Here is a 17,208-nt window from a genome sequence, read left to right as displayed (position 1 = left end):
TAGCTTCAAACGAAAGGTGATCCTGATAATCTTAAAATGGCATTCCATTTACGTTTTTATTGATGGGTACATTCCACCCCATCAATAAAACACCAACTGGAATTTAAAAACTTTTAATGCCTTCCGGGCTCTAATCGCTATTCATAAGTACTGTTGGCATAAGCATTAAAATCAGCAAAATATTGGGGGTAGGTATTGTTTACAAACTCATATTCCCAAAGTTCAATGTACCTTACTCCCATGGTTTTTGCCTGAACAAACATGCTATTGTAATCATCGTCTTTAAACCTTTCGGTTTGGTCAGACCTACCAATGGCCTGGGCATAGATATCTCCTGGAAAAGCGGTTAACACATCCAACAAATTGGGTTGGTAAGTTGTCTTCCCAGAAATCCACCAAATTGCAGCCCCAACACGTTGATTCAAAGAACTGTCATTCCACAAGTCCGTAATGATTCGGTTTGGAATAGAGGTATCATTTATCACATCATGTACTTCGACTGCAATGGCTTTATCAGGAAAGGCCAATGCGAAATTTTCAGCTGTTTCTTTAACAGAATTTACCCACCTGTCAGCAGTGAATCCAGCATCAGTAAGCAAGGAGACAGGGACCCCATTAAAATGCCCTTCAATGCCATTTGCAGTCATTTGAGGGACATATACCAAGGCTAAGTCTTCATCATTTCCATACTCCTTTGCCAATGCTTGGGCCAACTGCGCTAATTTTTGATTGACTATAGGATCCCAAATTTTAGGGATTTTCTTTACATTATTGTAATAATCTGTAATTTCAAAAGAATCCACATTAAGCGAATGAAATAACCAGTATGGACTACTACCCCCAGCAATAATCCCCAAACTCCATTTTAAGTCTCTTGATTTAATTGAGACAAGAAATTGCTCTATTTTTGAAAAATCATAATCGCCTTCACTTGGTTCCAGATCACTCCAGGTAACACGAATTAAAGTGCCCTGAACCTCCTCATTGTCCAATGCTGAAACATTGCCAAAAGAACTGGAATACAAACCTTTGGGTTTGTAAACATTGCTATTGTTTTCAATTATATCGTCTTCAATCGTATTACAGGAAAAAAGCACTAATAATAAAATAGAAAATAAATATTTATCCATAGTTATAAATGATTAAGCTTACTGAATCGTTTGACAATAGTTTAATGAAAAGGTTTATTTGGGGAATACTAAACCAGGATTAGAGCAATATCTTGTAAGTAAACACCAAAAAATTGAAATTAGCGTCGATTAAATCCGGCTTACAGTATAGAGTAAATTGGGTTTCTTTTCAATTAATAAAGAAATGACCAATATCGTCTTTGATAAATTTTCAGAAAAGCTTTTGTTTGGATGGGCCTATTTGTTAAAACTTTGGGAAGCTAGCTATTCTAAATTTTCATTTCTTAAGAATAGCTATTAAACAAAAATTCTCCAAATTTGAGCCACTAAAAAAGTAACAATAAAACCAGCAATAACCGGTAATATTGACGCAACTACGGTCCATTTCACAGAATTTGTCTCTTTGTAGATGGTATATATTGTCGTACTGCATGGATTATGCAATAAGCTAAACAACATTACATTTACAGCTGTAAGTAAAGTCCAACCACCTGACCTCAGGATATCTGCAGTGGCTGATACAGAATCCAGTTCAAACATTACCCCATCTCCTACGCCACCAGCTACACCTGTAACCATTACGGTAAGCATTAAAATGGTAGGTATTACGATTTCATTGGCAGGAATGGCAACAATATAGGCCAACAGAATAACACCGTTTAAACCTATCAGGAATCCAAACCCATCAAAGGAACCGATTAACCAAGAAGCTATACTTTCATCTCCTAAATAAATATTAGAAATCAACCAAATGACTGCTCCTGCCGGGGCTGCAAAAACAATCGCTCGCCATAGCACAATCAAAGTTCGATCGATTAATGAGGTATAAATTGTTTTCCAAAAAACAGGTGGTCTATAAGGAGGCAACTCTAAATTAAAGGTCGAAACCTCTCCTTTCAATACGGTTTTGGACAATGCCCAGGAAAAGAAAAACATAAAGGCAATGCCTAAAACAGCTATGCTTATAACGGCAGTTAAGGAAGCCAAACTAGAGTAAGAGGCTGGAACAACCGCACCTATAAATATGGTGGCCAATAATATTTGTGTTGGCCAACGACCATTACACAATGAAAAATTATTGGTAATTATGGCAATTAAACGTTCTCTGGGACTATCAATAATACGCGTCGCAACCACTCCTGCTGCATTACAACCAAACCCCATACTCATTGTCAATGCTTGTTTTCCATGTGCCCCAGATTTCTTGAATAGGTTATCCATATTGAATGCGACTCTTGGCAAATAACCAAAATCCTCCAAGAGGGTAAACAAAGGAAAAAAGATAGCCATTGGCGGCAACATCACTGCTATAACCCAAGCAACAGCCAAATAAACGCCATCGAATAAAAAACCGCTTAGCCACCAGGGAAAGCCAATATTGGCACCAAAACTTTTCAACATTGGTTGAATGGTGTCTAATAATAATATAGCAAGCATCGAAGATGGGTAATTGGCACCTATTATAGTAAGCCACAATACGGCTCCTAAAATAAAAAGCATGATCGGAAAGCCCCAAATTCTACTCGTAACAATTTTGTCTATTTTAGCATCTAATCTAAATTTAGATTTATTGTTGTCTTTTGTTACAGCATCCTCTACAATTTTAGAGGCATCCGAATAAATACTTTCGGCTAAATTATCGTGAAAATCATCACCAATTTCCCAACGCAATTCTTCTGATAATGCGATTATATCATCTATATTCTTAGTACTCATTGGTTGCTATATTACCTGTTTTTAACGCCTCTATAATCTGAGTATCTCCTTCTAAAAGTCTAAAAGCAATCCACCTACTATTAGAAATGTTGGGATATTCTTTTGTCAAGGAATCACTCAATTTTTGAACAGAATTCTCAATGTTTTTAGGGATGTTTTTTATCCTGCGTGGTTTGCACTGAATCTTTCCATTAGCCAATTCACTTATCGTTTGAATAAGTTCTGGAATTCCTTTTTGAAACCGTGCACTTGTCGGCACAACGGGAATTCCCAGGTCTTTAGATAAAATCCTGGTATCTATTTTAATATTGTTTCTTTCTGCTTCATCTATTAAGTTCAGGCATAAAACAGCATTATTGGTGATTTCTAAAATTTGCAAAACGAGGTTTAAATTTCGTTCTAACCTGCTGGCATCTGCAACAATTACCGTTACTGTGGGTTTGCCGAATAGGATGAAATTTCTTGCAACTTCTTCATCTTCTGAAGTTGATAACAAAGAATAAGTACCTGGTAAATCTACCAATTTATATTTTTGCTGATTGTACTCAAAAGCACCCTCAGCTCTAAGGACAGTTTTCCCAGGCCAATTTCCTGTATGTTGCCGCAAACCAGTAAGGGCATTAAAAACAGTACTTTTACCTGTATTTGGATTGCCAGCAAGGGCAACAACAAAGTCAAAATCATCCGTTTTCACACCAAGCTTTTTAAGCCCATCAGCATTGAAAAGGCCACAAGTTTCGCAAGCACTATTCGGTTTATTCTCCATTACTCAATTCTGTTTATTAAAATTTTTGAAGCCTGGTCTTTCCTTAAAGCAATGGCAGTTCCTTTTATATAGTATGCTTTAGGATCACCCAAAGGGTTTAATAAATCAATGGCTACAGTTGCCCCTTTTACAAAACCCAAATCTAATAATCGCCTTCTACTTTCTCCCCTACATTCTTTTGATAAACCAACAATTTTTGCCTGTTCATCTATTTTTAAACTGGATAACCGAGCAATATTTTCTTCCAGAGTCTCATTTTTCTCTGATACAGATATGGTAATATTTCCTGCTACTATTGGCGCTAAAACAAATTGCTCCCCCTCTGAATGGAAAACTACCCTGGTGTGGTTATTTTCAATAACTCTAATAGTGGAATATAGGTGAATGTTTTCTGCTAAAATCTGCTTATAAATAATATCTGGTTCATCTTCAATATGAATAATCTGACCAATATCATTTTCTTTAAGTGAAGACAAAGACACCCCCCTTTTGCTTTTCATTTTCCCTTTACTCGTGGGTATGGGGTCTCCGTGTGGGTCAAATCTTGGATTGCCTAAAAGATCAGAAAGCTTGTTGATTTCAGATTCGCTTAATTCATGTTCTTTGTCTTCTGCTCTTTCGTGCCATTCTTCTTTATGGAACCCCGTTTTTTCTGATAAATATTTTTCCCACAACCTGTGTGCTCTTATGATTTGAAAAGCATATTCATTGCCATTTGGAGTTAGCTTATAGCTGTCTTTTTCTAAAACAATTAACTCATTGTCCATCATTTTTTTGAGACTTTCGATAATCAATGAATTGGAAAAGTTTAGTGAATTTGTCAGGCCAATAGTTGTTATGGAGTTATTGGACAATTGATTGTGGTACAAAAATTTTAAGATGTCCTCTATGATAACTTTATCCTTTTGTTTATACATGCTTTTAAGTAAAAAGTAAATCCCTTTTTTAGGTCTAAAAGCAAAATAAAGCAGCAAACATATTCCAAAAAATATGGCAAGGGCTGTTATCGGGTTATAATTCATTCTTTTTAAGTATAATTTTTTTGTGACGTATTCAGCAATTTTTAAATGGTTTTTATCTATTTCAATATTGAATGAATCACCAAACTATTCATTAACAATCACTTAAACATTACAGAAATTCCAATGTCGGTTTTGATTGAATTTTTAAACAACACCTATAACAACTGTGACTTCAATAAAAATCCTAGTGACTTCGATCTTGCGATAAATAAACAATAGGTATAAAATGGGTGCAACCTTTGCATTAGTATCAGAAAATAGACCCTGAAAAGAGTCAACTTCCAGGTAAATTAAATACTACAAATCGATTTATCAATTCCCTCAAATGAAACTATTCCAATTAAGCTGCAATGTCGTCTACTTAATCCACAATACTATTAAGTTAAGGTATTTAGGCAACTAAAATTGTATCCCAAGGTACAATTTTAGTGTTTTCTTCTGATTTTCACTTTTAAATTGCGACATAAATTGATTCGTGATACTTCAACTTGATCTCCCCTCTTTCAAGCTGCGACTTATAGCTTCGGGCAATTTACCAATTAGCACCTCAATCTACGATATTTAGGACCGTCTTGGTTCTCCTTACCTGTAGGGAAACTTTCATTCTAAAGTTTATCATGAATAAGTACCTCTAATTTAACGCCAATAAAGTTGCCATACATTTTTTTAAATACTGCTTTTGTTACATTTGTCATAATTATTTATTCAATTCCACATTTAAACTTGCCAAAAAAAGCTGTTTTACTGCTGGGAAAATGTGTTTTTGAAAGTCCTCGTCTGGAATAATCACACCATTCAATAAATTAAAGTAATGGCTCAAAGCTTTGGGGCTTTTTGTATCAAAACCCACAATAACAGGTAGAACACTGAATAACAAATTGTTAATTAATTTATTATTCCTTTAAAATCGCATTAATGCTAATTCTCCCCTTGTTTTTAAAGGCCCTACGATAACTGAACAGGTAACTGACACCTATTGACAATGAACAATTTATTTAAGGGATGTTAAATAGAAATACGGTCTCATTGAGAAATTGGCAATTAAAGCCATAAGGTATTATACGCATTTCACACAAAATAAGCCATGCTAGAAAATGCTCCTTTCTGACAATGGCTGTATATTAGCAAACGTAAAATTACTTTTGGGACGAGATTCCCTATCATATAGCATAAATTATGAAGCGAATATTTTCAAACTTACTGTTTAAAGTTTTTCTGGCCATAGTATTGGGACTTATTTTCGGGCAATACCTCCCGGAATCAATCAATCGGATATTTACCACATTCAATGCATTTTTCGGACAGTTTCTAAATTTCGCTATCCCCTTAATTATCATGGGATTAATAATGCCTGCCATAGCTGATTTAGGGAAAGGGGCCGGTAAGTTATTATTGCTAACCGCCGCAGTGGCTTATGGTTCGACTCTATTTTCTGGGTTTATGACCTATTTCACAACATCCAACCTCTTTCCAATGCTTTTGGCATCACATGTTAATGATGTTGCCCCAATTGCCGGGGAGGGCCCGCAATTAACGCCCTACTTTAGCATTACTATACCACCCTTACTAGATGTGATGTCATCCTTGGTACTTGCTTTTGTGATCGGCATAGGGCTTTCCTATCAAGAGAATTCCAGTTTAAAATCGGTGGTTAAAGACTTTCAGAAAATCATCATGCAAGTGATAGAGAATGTCATCATCCCGCTTTTGCCACTATTCATCCTAGGCATATTTGCAAGCATGTCATTTAGCGGACAAGTCTTTTCAATTCTATCCGTATTTATAAGCATAATCGGCGTCATTTTCGCCTTGCACATTTTACTATTATTGCTTCAATACACCATTGCAGGGTTGGTTACGAAGAAAAATCCTTTTAAACTATTGGTAACGATGATGCCTGCTTACTTTACGGCATTGGGCACACAATCTTCTGCAGCCACCATTCCTGTGACCTTGGAACAAACAATTAAGAATGGTGTTTCAGAGAAAATTGCAGGTTTTGTCATTCCATTATGTGCAACTATTCACCTATCCGGGAGCATAATGAAAATCACTGCTTGTGCCATGGCATTAATGATATTATTTGGGATGCCATTTACTTTTGCGCTCTTTTCGGGCTTTATTTTTGTATTAGGAATTGCCATGATAGCAGCACCAGGAGTTCCAGGAGGGGCCATAATGGCTGCTGTAGGCATCCTTCAATCTATGTTAGGGTTTAACGAAGAGATGATAGGTTTAATGATTGCCTTATACATCGCTATGGATAGTTTTGGTACTGCTTGTAATGTTACCGGCGACGGCGCTATTGCCATCGTTTTAGATAAAGTAACAAAAGAAAAGTTGGCCGCTTAAAACTGAACCAGCAAATAAGTGACTGAATCCCTTACTGAAAAACGGGAAAGAAGCTACAAACCCTATCACCTAATTCAACCTATAGCTTAATAGCTTAAAATCACACTCTATAGTGATTTTAACTGTTAAATTCAACGAATCCTAAAAACCCAGACAGGGGTGAAATGATTATAGCCAGAGGCATCAGCCCCTGGTAAAACGATGAGCACAACACGATTTTGGCGGTATTGTTGCTTTTTTTCTGCAACAATACCGCCAAAATCTCTTCTTTTATTGAGCTTTGAGAATCCCATAAAACTCTTTAAAACTTAGCTTAGCGTTTTCTTAACCTTTGACCTATTAGACTAACGCTAATAAACAGCAAATTTTAATAGAGAAATCCTAAGCATCGTTACGTGAAAATAAAGAAGCGGCTTCGATACAGAATCGAAGCCGCCATTATTTTCACACAATTAACGCTAACGTCTTTTTCTTTACTTCAAATCAAATCGATCCGCATCCATTACTTTTGTCCAGGCCTTCACAAAGTCATTTACAAATTTTTCTTTGCTGTCGTCTTGTGCGTAAACTTCAGAATACGAACGCAAAATAGAATTGGAACCAAACACCAGATCCATACGGGTAGCTGTCCATTTTACTTCTCCTGTATTGCGGTCGCAAATATCATAAAGTCCTTGCTCTTTCGGTTTCCAAACGTTCCCCATATCGGTTAAGTTGGCAAAGAAATCGTTGGTTAAAGCACCTTCATTGTCGGTAAAGACACCATGCTTGGTATTGCCATAATTGGTACCCAGCATGCGCATTCCCCCAACAAGCACCGTCATTTCTGGTGCAGTTAATCCCATTAGCTGTGTTCGATCTAGCATCAATTCTTCTGAACTGACAACATAGTCTTTTTTGCTGTAGTTTCTATACCCATCAGCCAATGGTTCCAGAGGAGCAAAAGATTCTGCATCCGTCATCTCATCTGTAGCATCTCCCCTACCAGGTGAAAATGGAACAGTAATGTCATGACCGGCTGCTTTAGCAGCTTGCTCTACACCCAGATTACCTGCAAGTACGATGGTGTCAGCTATACTAATCCCAAATTCAGCTGCAATTGGCTCAAGGACAGATAAAACATGTGCCAAACGTTGTGGCTCATTGCCTTCCCAATCTTTTTGAGGCGCTAAACGTATGCGGGCACCATTGGCGCCGCCACGCATATCTGAACCACGGAAAGTACGTGCACTGTCCCAGGCGGTAGCTACCCTATCTGAAATAGATAAACCTGAAGCAACTATTTTATTTTTTACGGCTTGTACATCATAGCCAGTAGTTCCAGTTGGAACGGGATCTTGCCAAATCAAATCTTCTTGTGGCACATCCGGACCAAAATACCTTACTTTTGGCCCCATATCTCTATGCGTCAATTTAAACCAGGCACGTGCAAAGATATCTGAGAAGTATTCAGGATCTTTCATGAATTTTAAGCAGATTTCCTTATAAATGGGATCTACCTTCATGGCCATATCTGCATCCGTCATCATTGGATTAAGACGGATACTTGGATCTTCAACATCCACCGGTTTGTCTTCCTCTTTGATACTCACCGGTTCCCACTGCCACGCACCAGCAGGACTTTGACGAGGCTCCCATTCGTGATTGAACAACATGTCAAAAAACCCATTGTCCCATTTTGTTGGGTGGGTAGTCCATGCACCTTCTAGCCCACTTGTTACTGCATAGCGACCTTTTCCGGATTTGGTAGGATTGTGCCAGCCCATTCCTTGTTCTTCTACATCCGCAGCTTCAGGGGCAGGCCCCAATATACTTGCATCCCCATTGCCATGTGTTTTGCCTACTGTATGTCCACCTGCAGTTAAGGCTGCCGTTTCTTCATCATTCATTGCCATTCTTGCGAACGTTTCACGAATTTGAGCGCCTGTTTTTAAAGGATCTTGTTTGCCATTAACCCCTTCTGGATTCACATAAATTAGCCCCATTTGTACAGCGGCTAAAGGGTTTTCCATTGTAGAAGGGTTTTCTACGTTATCATATCGTTCGTCACTAGGTGCCAACCATTCTTTTTCAGCTCCCCAATAAGTATCCATTTCAGGATGCCAAATATCTTCCCGTCCAAAAGAAAAACCATAGGTTTTTAATCCCATGCTCTCATAAGCAATGGTCCCTGCTAAAATTATTAAATCAGCCCAACTAACTTTATTTCCATATTTCTTTTTAATCGGCCATAGCAATCTTCTTGCTTTGTCCAGACTTACATTGTCAGGCCATGAATTTAACGGTGCAAAGCGTTGATTTCCTGATCCACCACCACCACGACCATCAGAAATACGGTAGGATCCTGCGGAGTGCCAAGACATTCGTATAAATAATCCTCCATAGTGTCCCCAATCTGCCGGCCACCAATCCTGACTATCGGTCATTAAGGCATGCATGTCTTTTTTTAATGCCTCAACATCTAGTTTTTTAAGTTCTTCATGATAATCAAAATCTTGCCCTAAAGGATTTGTTTTAACATCATGTTGATGCAAGATATCAAGATTAAGGGCATTAGGCCACCAACTCATAACAGATGCTTTGGTGGAAGTATTTCCGCCATGCATCACAGGGCATTTACCAGCAGAACCGCCATTGGAAGACGAATTATCGTTGCCTTCAGCAATGGTTACTCCTTCCTCCTGATTTGGATGGTGTGGGCATTTGCTTTCATCCTCTGATGATTTCGGGTTTTTGTTATTGTCCATAGTTGAAAAGTTTATTATTTTAAATCTTTTACAAATTCAATTTGAGCTTTCGCTCATTTATTTATACAAATGGTATTCATAACACTCTTTCTACCCTTATGTTTTTTTAAACAAATCCTAACCGTGAAATTTTCATCAGGTGTAAGATTCTCTCAAAAAATCAGGATAGTTAACCTAAATGCACCTATTTAACGTAATTATTGAAATAGACTTATATTACTTCCCTCAGTACCCCATGCTAAAAAGCAATTTCTGGAAACAATCGCATAAGCTGTTCATTGTCAATTACAAAATAGTAATTTCTTATAGAATTTCAGCAATAGAGCGAAGAAAAAATCAATACTATGGTAAAATCTAAAAAATCATTTTTTGATATATCACACTTTTAGTTATAGTCAATAAAAATAACAGCCACTCCCTGATCCCAAAACAAACTTGAAAGAATAATTGGTGGGAATGGCTGTTGGTACTCGTTAAAGCTCTACTACATTAAATTCAATATCTACCGTTCCATCGCTTGGATGAGGAATAATATTAGGAGTAAGCTTTTCTGAATCAAATAGACCTGATTCAATGATCTTCTTTTGAGAAGACACCAGCTTACTTCTGCTAAACAGTTCACCCTTCACAGTATCTACCATTTTCAGGATTTGCTCAGTTGGCACCTTATTGTTTCCAGTAATTAAAACCTTGTCAATTACCGATACCTTTCCCTCTGAAATTTCAAAAGTTATATCAACTTTATTTCCTGTGATCTCTTTTTTCATTTCTATAGTGAAGTACAGGTAACCCTGGTCCATAAATAAAGAACCTAGATCACCTCCTTCCGGCTGGTAGGAAAGACTTTCATTAATTCCCTCTTCATTGAACTGACCCCCTTTTTTAAGCCCTAAATATCCAGACAAATAATCATCGGAGTAAAGGGTATTCCCTTCCCAAGATATACTTCCAATTACATGGGGTGTTTCTGAGCTAGCAAGAATCTCAGGAGAATTGGGGTTCTTTTGGACGAAGGAAAATGCTACCAATAGCAGGATTAAACATGGCGCCACCAGCATGTATCGTAGCGCGATACGCTTATTGTATTTTGTTTCATTTAGCATAATGATTCGTTTTTTTATAGTGTTCATTGAAAATTGATGCGTTAATAAACTACTCCCGTTGTTAGAGGCAAGTTTTAAAATGAGCTTAGAATAGCTTTCATTATTTCCTTTGAATGCTGAGGCTTTTGCATCGGCATAATATTCATGGACGTTGTTGAGCTCCTTTTTTATAAGCCTTAAGACTGGGTTAAACCAACATATTAGGATAGACACTTCCATTAGGAGGTTATCAAGGGTATGTCGCTGAGTAACATGTGTTTTTTCGTGTTCAATTACTTGAGAAAATTCCTCCTCTGAAATAGCTAAATGGCTCTTGTTAATGAATATATAATTCAAAAACGAAAAAAATGAGGGGCCACTGTTTATGTATATGATTTTAATGCCATCCTCTTCGTAGGATTCATATTTTCGGGTAAGTTTTACAACCGCGATAATTCCACTGAAGAGTTTCCAAAGGCGATATGAAAACCCAATTAAATAAACCAAACCCAAAATGGTCACCAACCAGTTAACATTAAAACCAGTAGCATGCGTTGACAAGGGCTTATCTGGTACAAATGCCAATTCTATATGCTGAAGTCTCTGAAAAACGGTCAGTGATGCCTCACTTGCAGGTGCATTCCAAAAAGGGATACTTAATAGCGGAATGATAAAACTTAATATGGTAACTGTTAACAGCAAGACCCTATTGGCCTGAAAAAAAGAAAGATTACGAAAGACAGTCCAATAAAGAAGACCAAATAGGATCTGGCAAACAGAAACTTCAAGCAAATAAACTAGCCAGTTATTCATTGCCCTTGTTTTTATAATGTTCAATAAGGGTAGAAATCTCTGTAATCTCTTTTTCTGTTAGTTCGTTTTCCTTGGCCATAAAGGACACCACATTATCAAAAGAACCCTCAAAAAAATGAGAGACCATATTTTTCAATAACCCTTTTTTGTACTTAACCTTAGAAATGCAAGGTGCGTATTCATGGGTTTTTCCAAAGGCCTTGTGATTTACATATCCTTTGGTTTCCAAAATTCTAATTATGGAAGACACCGTTGTATAGGGGGGCTTTGGGTCTGGAAACTTATCAAGCACATCGTTTACAAAACCGCTTTCTATCTCCCAAAGAATCTCCAATACTGCCAATTCTCTTTGCGTTAATTCTTTCATAGCATAAATATATAACGCACACATGAGTTATACAACTCATGTGTGCGTTTCATAACGTTAATATGCGTTAAAATATTTCCCAAATAGAATAAATGCCATGGATTGACTATTGTAGCCTAAAAACGGTATGGTTGGTTAACAAGAAAAGCTCTGGCCCCAGAATACAAAAAGCCACAATAAACATCACCATAGAATGTTAAGCTATAAGCTTCGATAAAGCCTCTCCTTTTAAACAAACAAAATTTCATTCACTACATCAATTTGGGTTAGCGCTATTGAAACAGCACCATAAGCTCCTGATTCATATCTGTCTTAATGGTAATATCTGGATTCTCATTGTCCCCATATAGGATTTCTTTAGGAACCTGAAATCCCCGGTCAAAAATATACACAGGGTATTTGCCTTCAATTGCTTCTGCAGGAATGGCGGCAACTTCCATTTCCCCCTCTTTTTTAGTAAAGTATCCTACAGCAATCTCCTTCCATTTCACCTCAGACCTTCCACACCTGTTGATCTCCGTACCCTTGTCGTCAAAAAATAAGATGCTGTAATAATCCTTTTCATTGATACGTGAAATTGGTTGATCCCAGATGGCAACAAACTCGTTCCCCGGCAAATCCAAACTGAACTCTCCAGTAGCAGTGGCCATAGGAACGCCTAGCCTGTAGTCTTCCAGGAGGTTTTTACCACTGGCCTTTACCGGATTAAGCTTAAAATTTTCATCTTGGTTTTGCGAGAAACTAGGACCCTCCCTTTGCGAAAACACCGTAATCAATTTCTCTTCCTTTTTGATACTTCCATTCAGATCATCCTGAAACCTGAACCAATCCGAATACTGGGCATAATCTTCGGTGACATACCAGAGTTTCACTTCATCATCTTTTTGATAATTGATCGTGGTATTCTCTAGCTTAAAGAACACACATTGCAAAACAATTTCTTCTTCTACATTGGTGAAGGCATTGCCACTGATTGTGTTTCCTTCAGTGTTGATTTTTATTCCGATGGTTGAATTCTCAATGGTATTGTCCGCTATAAGGTTATAAAAAGCATAGTCACGCCCCTCGTCCGTAATGTCATTTCTTGTGTCCCTTCCCATGCGTGAACCTATATGAATGGCTACCGAATAACCATCAAAATGGTTGCCACGAATAATGTTATTGTGGGGCATCTGTTCCCTCAAATTATTGCTTTCCCCCATATTTCTGAACATGGAAATCCCAATTCTCCTTTGATCGGTTTTTATATGGGATTTAGCAAACGTATTGCTGCTTATTTCACTGTCAAAAAAAGTATCACCTATAAAATCCCCATAGGAATGTTGATTTTGACTCAAAGTATTGTCTCGAAAGGTATTGCCAATAAATTGATTGCGCCGACTGCGACTTCCTGAATAAATGGCCCCATAGCCATTCTCAAAGAGGTCACAATTCCTCAAAAGTGTATTGTAACCATTCGTATAGAACCCAATCTTGTTTCGAGTAAAAACGCAATTTTCCACAATCAACCGGTGCTGTTCCTGATCACCTGTGCCATTGATTTTAATGCCTCGTTTCCAGCCCATAAACGTGAAATTCTTTATTTTTGTGGCTTGGATTCCTTCTATTTGGGGAAGATTATAAAAAATTCCCCTAAGTTCGTTTCCATCTGTCCATGGCTCCTTTTTTAAAGCATACAATTCATCAAGGGGAAGCTTTTGCCTTTCGGTTCTCACATCCATGATCAGTCCATTGCCATCCATTACTATGCCTTGTTTGGCGATGGTAAAAAGAGATTTATTGGTAAACTTCTCACTAATCTTCACTAACCAAGGCTCATTTCTTGATTTGAATTTAACAGAAGTATCCACATCAAACTGTCGTATTATTTCTCCCTTTTCATTGTACCAAGCAGACCAGCGTTGGGTATTCCAAGGGTCAAAATCCCCTTTTCCATCTTGTAGAACCTCTTTTATATAAAAAACACTTTGGCTTGATTCAGATGCTTCCTTCGTTGCTTCATTTTGAGCAACACTAAAATTATAGCTAAAAATTAAGGCTATGGTCAACAGGAATGGGATTGATCTCATGTGGTTATTGGGTAAATTATTAATTGAAAATGAAATTCCTGAAACTAGGATAAAATTCATCTGAAATTAAGCTAATTAATTTTTATCTCCAATAAGTGCTTTTACAAAAAAATACTATAAATAATTCTGACAAAATGAGTGAGATTTTCTTAAAGAGTTATAAAAAATATTAAACTTAAGGGCAGTTACAACAAACTGAAAGTTAAATGGCAAAAACAGTTTTAGGAATCATAACAAATAAAAATTATTGAATAAGGAACTTATCAAATAAAGGCTATCGGTTTTAAAATTTCATTGTCATAGGTGTTTCTAAGGAAGCCATCTAACTCAAAAATGATAAATACATTCCCGGTAGGAACTACACGCTCAATAGAATGTTTAGTCATAAAATCCTTAAAGTGAAATATTGCCTCAATGTACTGGTTTAATGTGCCTTTCAGTAAGTGTCTTTCAATTGCCATTTCCGCTATGTTATCCTTACCAATTTAACAAAACCAGAAGCAATTTTAAGTAAAATCGTTATAGATATGGGAGTTTGAAAGCCTAAGGCCTGATAATTTAATTTCTTACTTTTTTAATGAAAGGATAAATCACTTGTTACCAGAGGCTTTAAGCCCATGGTAACAAGTGATTTAATATTTGGTTTTAGAAGTAATGATGTTGCTATAAACTACTCAATCTTAATTTTCACCAATCTTTCTTTAAAAAATTTGGCGGCTACTCCTACATAAGTGTTATCTCCTACTCTTGATATGGTGCCAGGAACCAACCAAAAACTCTTCAATTCACCACCTTTCCTAGATTTCAAAACCGTTTTAGAACTTATTTCCCCGTCACTATTTATATGACCTACATGAATTTCCTTTTTAAGGGGCTCATTGTAAATAAAATAAATGGTGCCATTTTCATACATTTGGTAAATACCATTCGTATGCAGGCTAATGTCTTTTTGTCGTTTGTTGAAATTTTGAATCCAATTGATTTCACCATTTTCCGAGATGTTGGTAAACTGAAAATCTTCGTTAACATGATACAGTTTACCATTATAGGTATAGGCCTGATAATACTCTGAAGACAACGTAATACTATTGTCATCATTGACAAAAATCGACTTGATATAAGTATTGGGAGGAACATCCATTTCTTTCCCCTTTTCTACTTTTCTTTTGTCTTTACCGGTTAAGTATTCCTCACTTTGGTATAAAAAATCCATTTTATTTTGGTCAGAAAATGGGATGAATTTTTCATTGTCTATTGCCAAAGTAAAAGGGTTTAAACTCTGAACAAACATCCCATCAATTTGTCTAAGTTTCTTATCATTGGAGTAATAACCAACCAATCTAACATCCTTGTTCTTGTCCTGAACCAGTGACATTCTCAAAAGGTATTTGTCCGTGTTTTTCAAATAATTAATGACTGGATCATCAATTCCCCTATAAAATGAATACATGAAGTGCATAAATTCATTGCCCCCTTTTACTATATCCACCTTACTCAACATATTAAACACCCCTTCATTAGAAAGGCGAACATTTCCATTGCTATTTAAGGATTTTATAATACCATATAATTTCGTATCCAATCCACCCTTATTGTATTCTGGTATGCTGGTGTTCATTTGCCATTCGGAGTTCATCGAGGAATCAAACACTTCGACATATGCTTCGGACCCTTCATTGCTCTTGTTACCCACAAAGGAGAAAACAGCAAATTTGCTATTGTCCTCAGAAGGGACAATACTATAGCTTGATCTTCTGTCCAGTTTTTTGTCTACAATAGGCTGTTCAGAAACCAATATTGGCGCACCAAAAGCTAAGGTATGTTGGTCCAGTTTTTTCCTGAACAAACGGTTTTTATCATTGGATTCATCTGAATAAAACAACCAAATGCCTTTATTGCTGTCTTGGTAAAAAAACTCAAAACTTTTGTCATTGGCCTTATTCATGACAGTCATCGGAATGTCTTCTATTTTTCTGCTTTTTTCCAGTACATAGTCTTTGTTAAACTTTTCGACAACCAACACCCCTTTGGTACCTACACCCACTCCATACAATGAAAAACCTTTGGAAATGGCTCGCAATAAAAAGTATCCATCTTCTGCCGTACCAATAACGCCAATTGTACCAGTTAAAAGTCCTCTTGAAGTAGGATCTGTAATTTCCACGTTTATTGTCTTCTCTTGTGCAAGCAAGTCAAGATTAAGTGCCAAGAAAATCAATGCCACCAAGTAAAATTTTACTTTCATTCTCTTAAAGTTTTTGTTAAAAATTATTTAAAATAACACGCTTATAAAAGTCAAAAAATCCAGCTACTTTATTCAAAAAAGAACCAACAGCTACAATTCCTTACACTTTACTCATTCCCACCTTCTGCTACTTCCTACCGTTAAGATATGTACCCAGCCTAATTAAAGCCCAATCCAATGATTAGACGGTATCAAATCTATTTGAAGAAAGAATAACAGATGGCAAAACTAATAATTAAATTATTTTTAAACCAACTTTTTTGTATTTTAAATGTAAAAAAATGTTTTACAGGTGAATATTGAGGATGGATTGAAAAACCACTTCTTGATATATTAAAAAAATCAATCCGAAACGGTATTTAGGTTTGCTTATAATTGTGGGAGAAAAGTAAGTTATCAAAAAAAAATTCAGGTAATCTCTACTATACCACCTTAAAAAGGTTTAATTAATCTTTAAATATTATAATATCTCTAAATAAATATTACAATTATGCCTGATAAAACCTAGTCATCATAAACTAATAAATCATGCATCATTGAAAAAAAAATTGTAAAACAGATTTTGAAAGATTTTCTTTTTCCCACCTTAATACAGGCTGAATAGGAAGTCCTAACCTAAAGTGTAGGCTACTTTTCAATGTAATAGATGTTAGAGCCCATCTATTAATCTTAAGGTTAAAGCCATAAAATTAAGATTGTAATCAATCCTAATATCCACGTTACAGTAACAAAATTTGCTTTAAAATATCTACTTAAAATATACAAATCATCATTCCCCCAATATTTCCATTTTTTTGGAAATAGGGTATCCCCCTTTATATAATAATTCTTATCAAATGCTTTTAAACCATTACTAATTTTAGCAATTACCTTACAGGTTCTATGACTATATTCTCTTT

Annotated in this window: 13 protein-coding genes; 1 reads left to right on the top strand and 12 read right to left on the bottom strand. The window is 36.4% G+C overall.

Going from position 1 to position 17,208, the window contains the following annotated elements; translation table 11 throughout:
• Positions 1 to 137: 137 nt before the first annotated feature.
• The 4 genes from ADICYQ_RS10190 to ADICYQ_RS30240 all read right to left on the bottom strand — a co-directional run bounded on the left by ADICYQ_RS10190 (position 138) and on the right by ADICYQ_RS30240 (position 4,529).
• Positions 138 to 1,130 (bottom strand): beta-galactosidase, encoded by a 993-nt coding sequence (locus ADICYQ_RS10190; protein WP_020892254.1) that lies wholly within the window; start codon positions 1,128 to 1,130, stop codon positions 138 to 140.
• A 297-nt stretch (positions 1,131 to 1,427) separates the two neighbouring features.
• The gene (locus ADICYQ_RS27655) at positions 1,428 to 2,846 is read right to left on the bottom strand and encodes a nucleoside recognition domain-containing protein (RefSeq protein WP_020892252.1); all 1,419 of its coding nucleotides are present in this window, start codon (positions 2,844 to 2,846) and stop codon (positions 1,428 to 1,430) included.
• On the bottom strand, positions 2,836 to 3,612 hold the full coding sequence (locus tag ADICYQ_RS27650) for a FeoB small GTPase domain-containing protein (protein WP_020892251.1): 777 nt from the start codon (positions 3,610 to 3,612) through the stop codon (positions 2,836 to 2,838). Before ADICYQ_RS27650 ends, ADICYQ_RS27655 begins: the two co-directional genes overlap by 11 nt.
• Positions 3,612 to 4,529 (bottom strand): metal-dependent transcriptional regulator, encoded by a 918-nt coding sequence (locus tag ADICYQ_RS30240; protein ID WP_161625594.1) that lies wholly within the window; start codon positions 4,527 to 4,529, stop codon positions 3,612 to 3,614. The genes ADICYQ_RS27650 and ADICYQ_RS30240 overlap by 1 nt, the downstream gene beginning before the upstream one ends.
• Before the next feature lie 1,281 nt (positions 4,530 to 5,810).
• On the opposite strand from ADICYQ_RS30240, the gene ADICYQ_RS10165 reads away from it, so the two are divergent.
• Positions 5,811 to 6,986 carry a dicarboxylate/amino acid:cation symporter gene (locus ADICYQ_RS10165; RefSeq protein WP_020892248.1) on the top strand — a complete coding sequence of 392 codons (1,176 nt, stop codon included), beginning with the start codon at positions 5,811 to 5,813 and terminating at the stop codon, positions 6,984 to 6,986.
• A gap of 131 nt (positions 6,987 to 7,117) precedes the next feature.
• Here ADICYQ_RS10165 and ADICYQ_RS27405 read toward each other — a convergent pair whose 3' ends face one another.
• From ADICYQ_RS27405 to ADICYQ_RS28465, 8 genes are all read right to left on the bottom strand, one after another.
• The gene (locus ADICYQ_RS27405) at positions 7,118 to 7,279 is read right to left on the bottom strand and encodes a hypothetical protein (RefSeq protein WP_020892247.1); all 162 of its coding nucleotides are present in this window, start codon (positions 7,277 to 7,279) and stop codon (positions 7,118 to 7,120) included.
• A gap of 180 nt (positions 7,280 to 7,459) precedes the next feature.
• On the bottom strand, positions 7,460 to 9,733 hold the full coding sequence (gene katG, locus ADICYQ_RS10160; RefSeq protein WP_020892246.1) for a catalase/peroxidase HPI: 2,274 nt from the start codon (positions 9,731 to 9,733) through the stop codon (positions 7,460 to 7,462).
• A 473-nt stretch (positions 9,734 to 10,206) separates the two neighbouring features.
• Positions 10,207 to 11,628: a M56 family metallopeptidase gene (locus tag ADICYQ_RS10155; RefSeq protein ID WP_020892244.1), complete on the bottom strand. Its 1,422-nt coding sequence runs from the start codon at positions 11,626 to 11,628 to the stop codon at positions 10,207 to 10,209.
• Positions 11,621 to 11,995 (bottom strand): BlaI/MecI/CopY family transcriptional regulator, encoded by a 375-nt coding sequence (locus ADICYQ_RS10150; RefSeq protein WP_020892243.1) that lies wholly within the window; start codon positions 11,993 to 11,995, stop codon positions 11,621 to 11,623. The genes ADICYQ_RS10155 and ADICYQ_RS10150 overlap by 8 nt, the downstream gene beginning before the upstream one ends.
• Positions 11,996 to 12,267: 272 nt before the next feature.
• Positions 12,268 to 14,064 carry a right-handed parallel beta-helix repeat-containing protein gene (locus ADICYQ_RS10145; protein ID WP_146947323.1) on the bottom strand — a complete coding sequence of 599 codons (1,797 nt, stop codon included), beginning with the start codon at positions 14,062 to 14,064 and terminating at the stop codon, positions 12,268 to 12,270.
• A 263-nt stretch (positions 14,065 to 14,327) separates the two neighbouring features.
• Positions 14,328 to 14,525, bottom strand: coding sequence for a hypothetical protein (locus tag ADICYQ_RS10140; RefSeq protein ID WP_020892241.1), 198 nt, complete (start codon positions 14,523 to 14,525; stop codon positions 14,328 to 14,330).
• A 209-nt stretch (positions 14,526 to 14,734) separates the two neighbouring features.
• Positions 14,735 to 16,309 carry a hypothetical protein gene (locus tag ADICYQ_RS10135; protein ID WP_020892240.1) on the bottom strand — a complete coding sequence of 525 codons (1,575 nt, stop codon included), beginning with the start codon at positions 16,307 to 16,309 and terminating at the stop codon, positions 14,735 to 14,737.
• A 675-nt stretch (positions 16,310 to 16,984) separates the two neighbouring features.
• On the bottom strand, positions 16,985 to 17,208 hold a 224-nt coding region (locus ADICYQ_RS28465; protein WP_040415627.1), incomplete at its 5' end, for a hypothetical protein.

It is taken from the genome of Cyclobacterium qasimii M12-11B, assembly GCF_000427295.1.
In the GTDB taxonomy this organism is placed as follows: Bacteria; Bacteroidota; Bacteroidia; order Cytophagales; family Cyclobacteriaceae; genus Cyclobacterium; species Cyclobacterium qasimii.
This window is presented reverse-complemented; position numbering and strand designations above follow the sequence as displayed.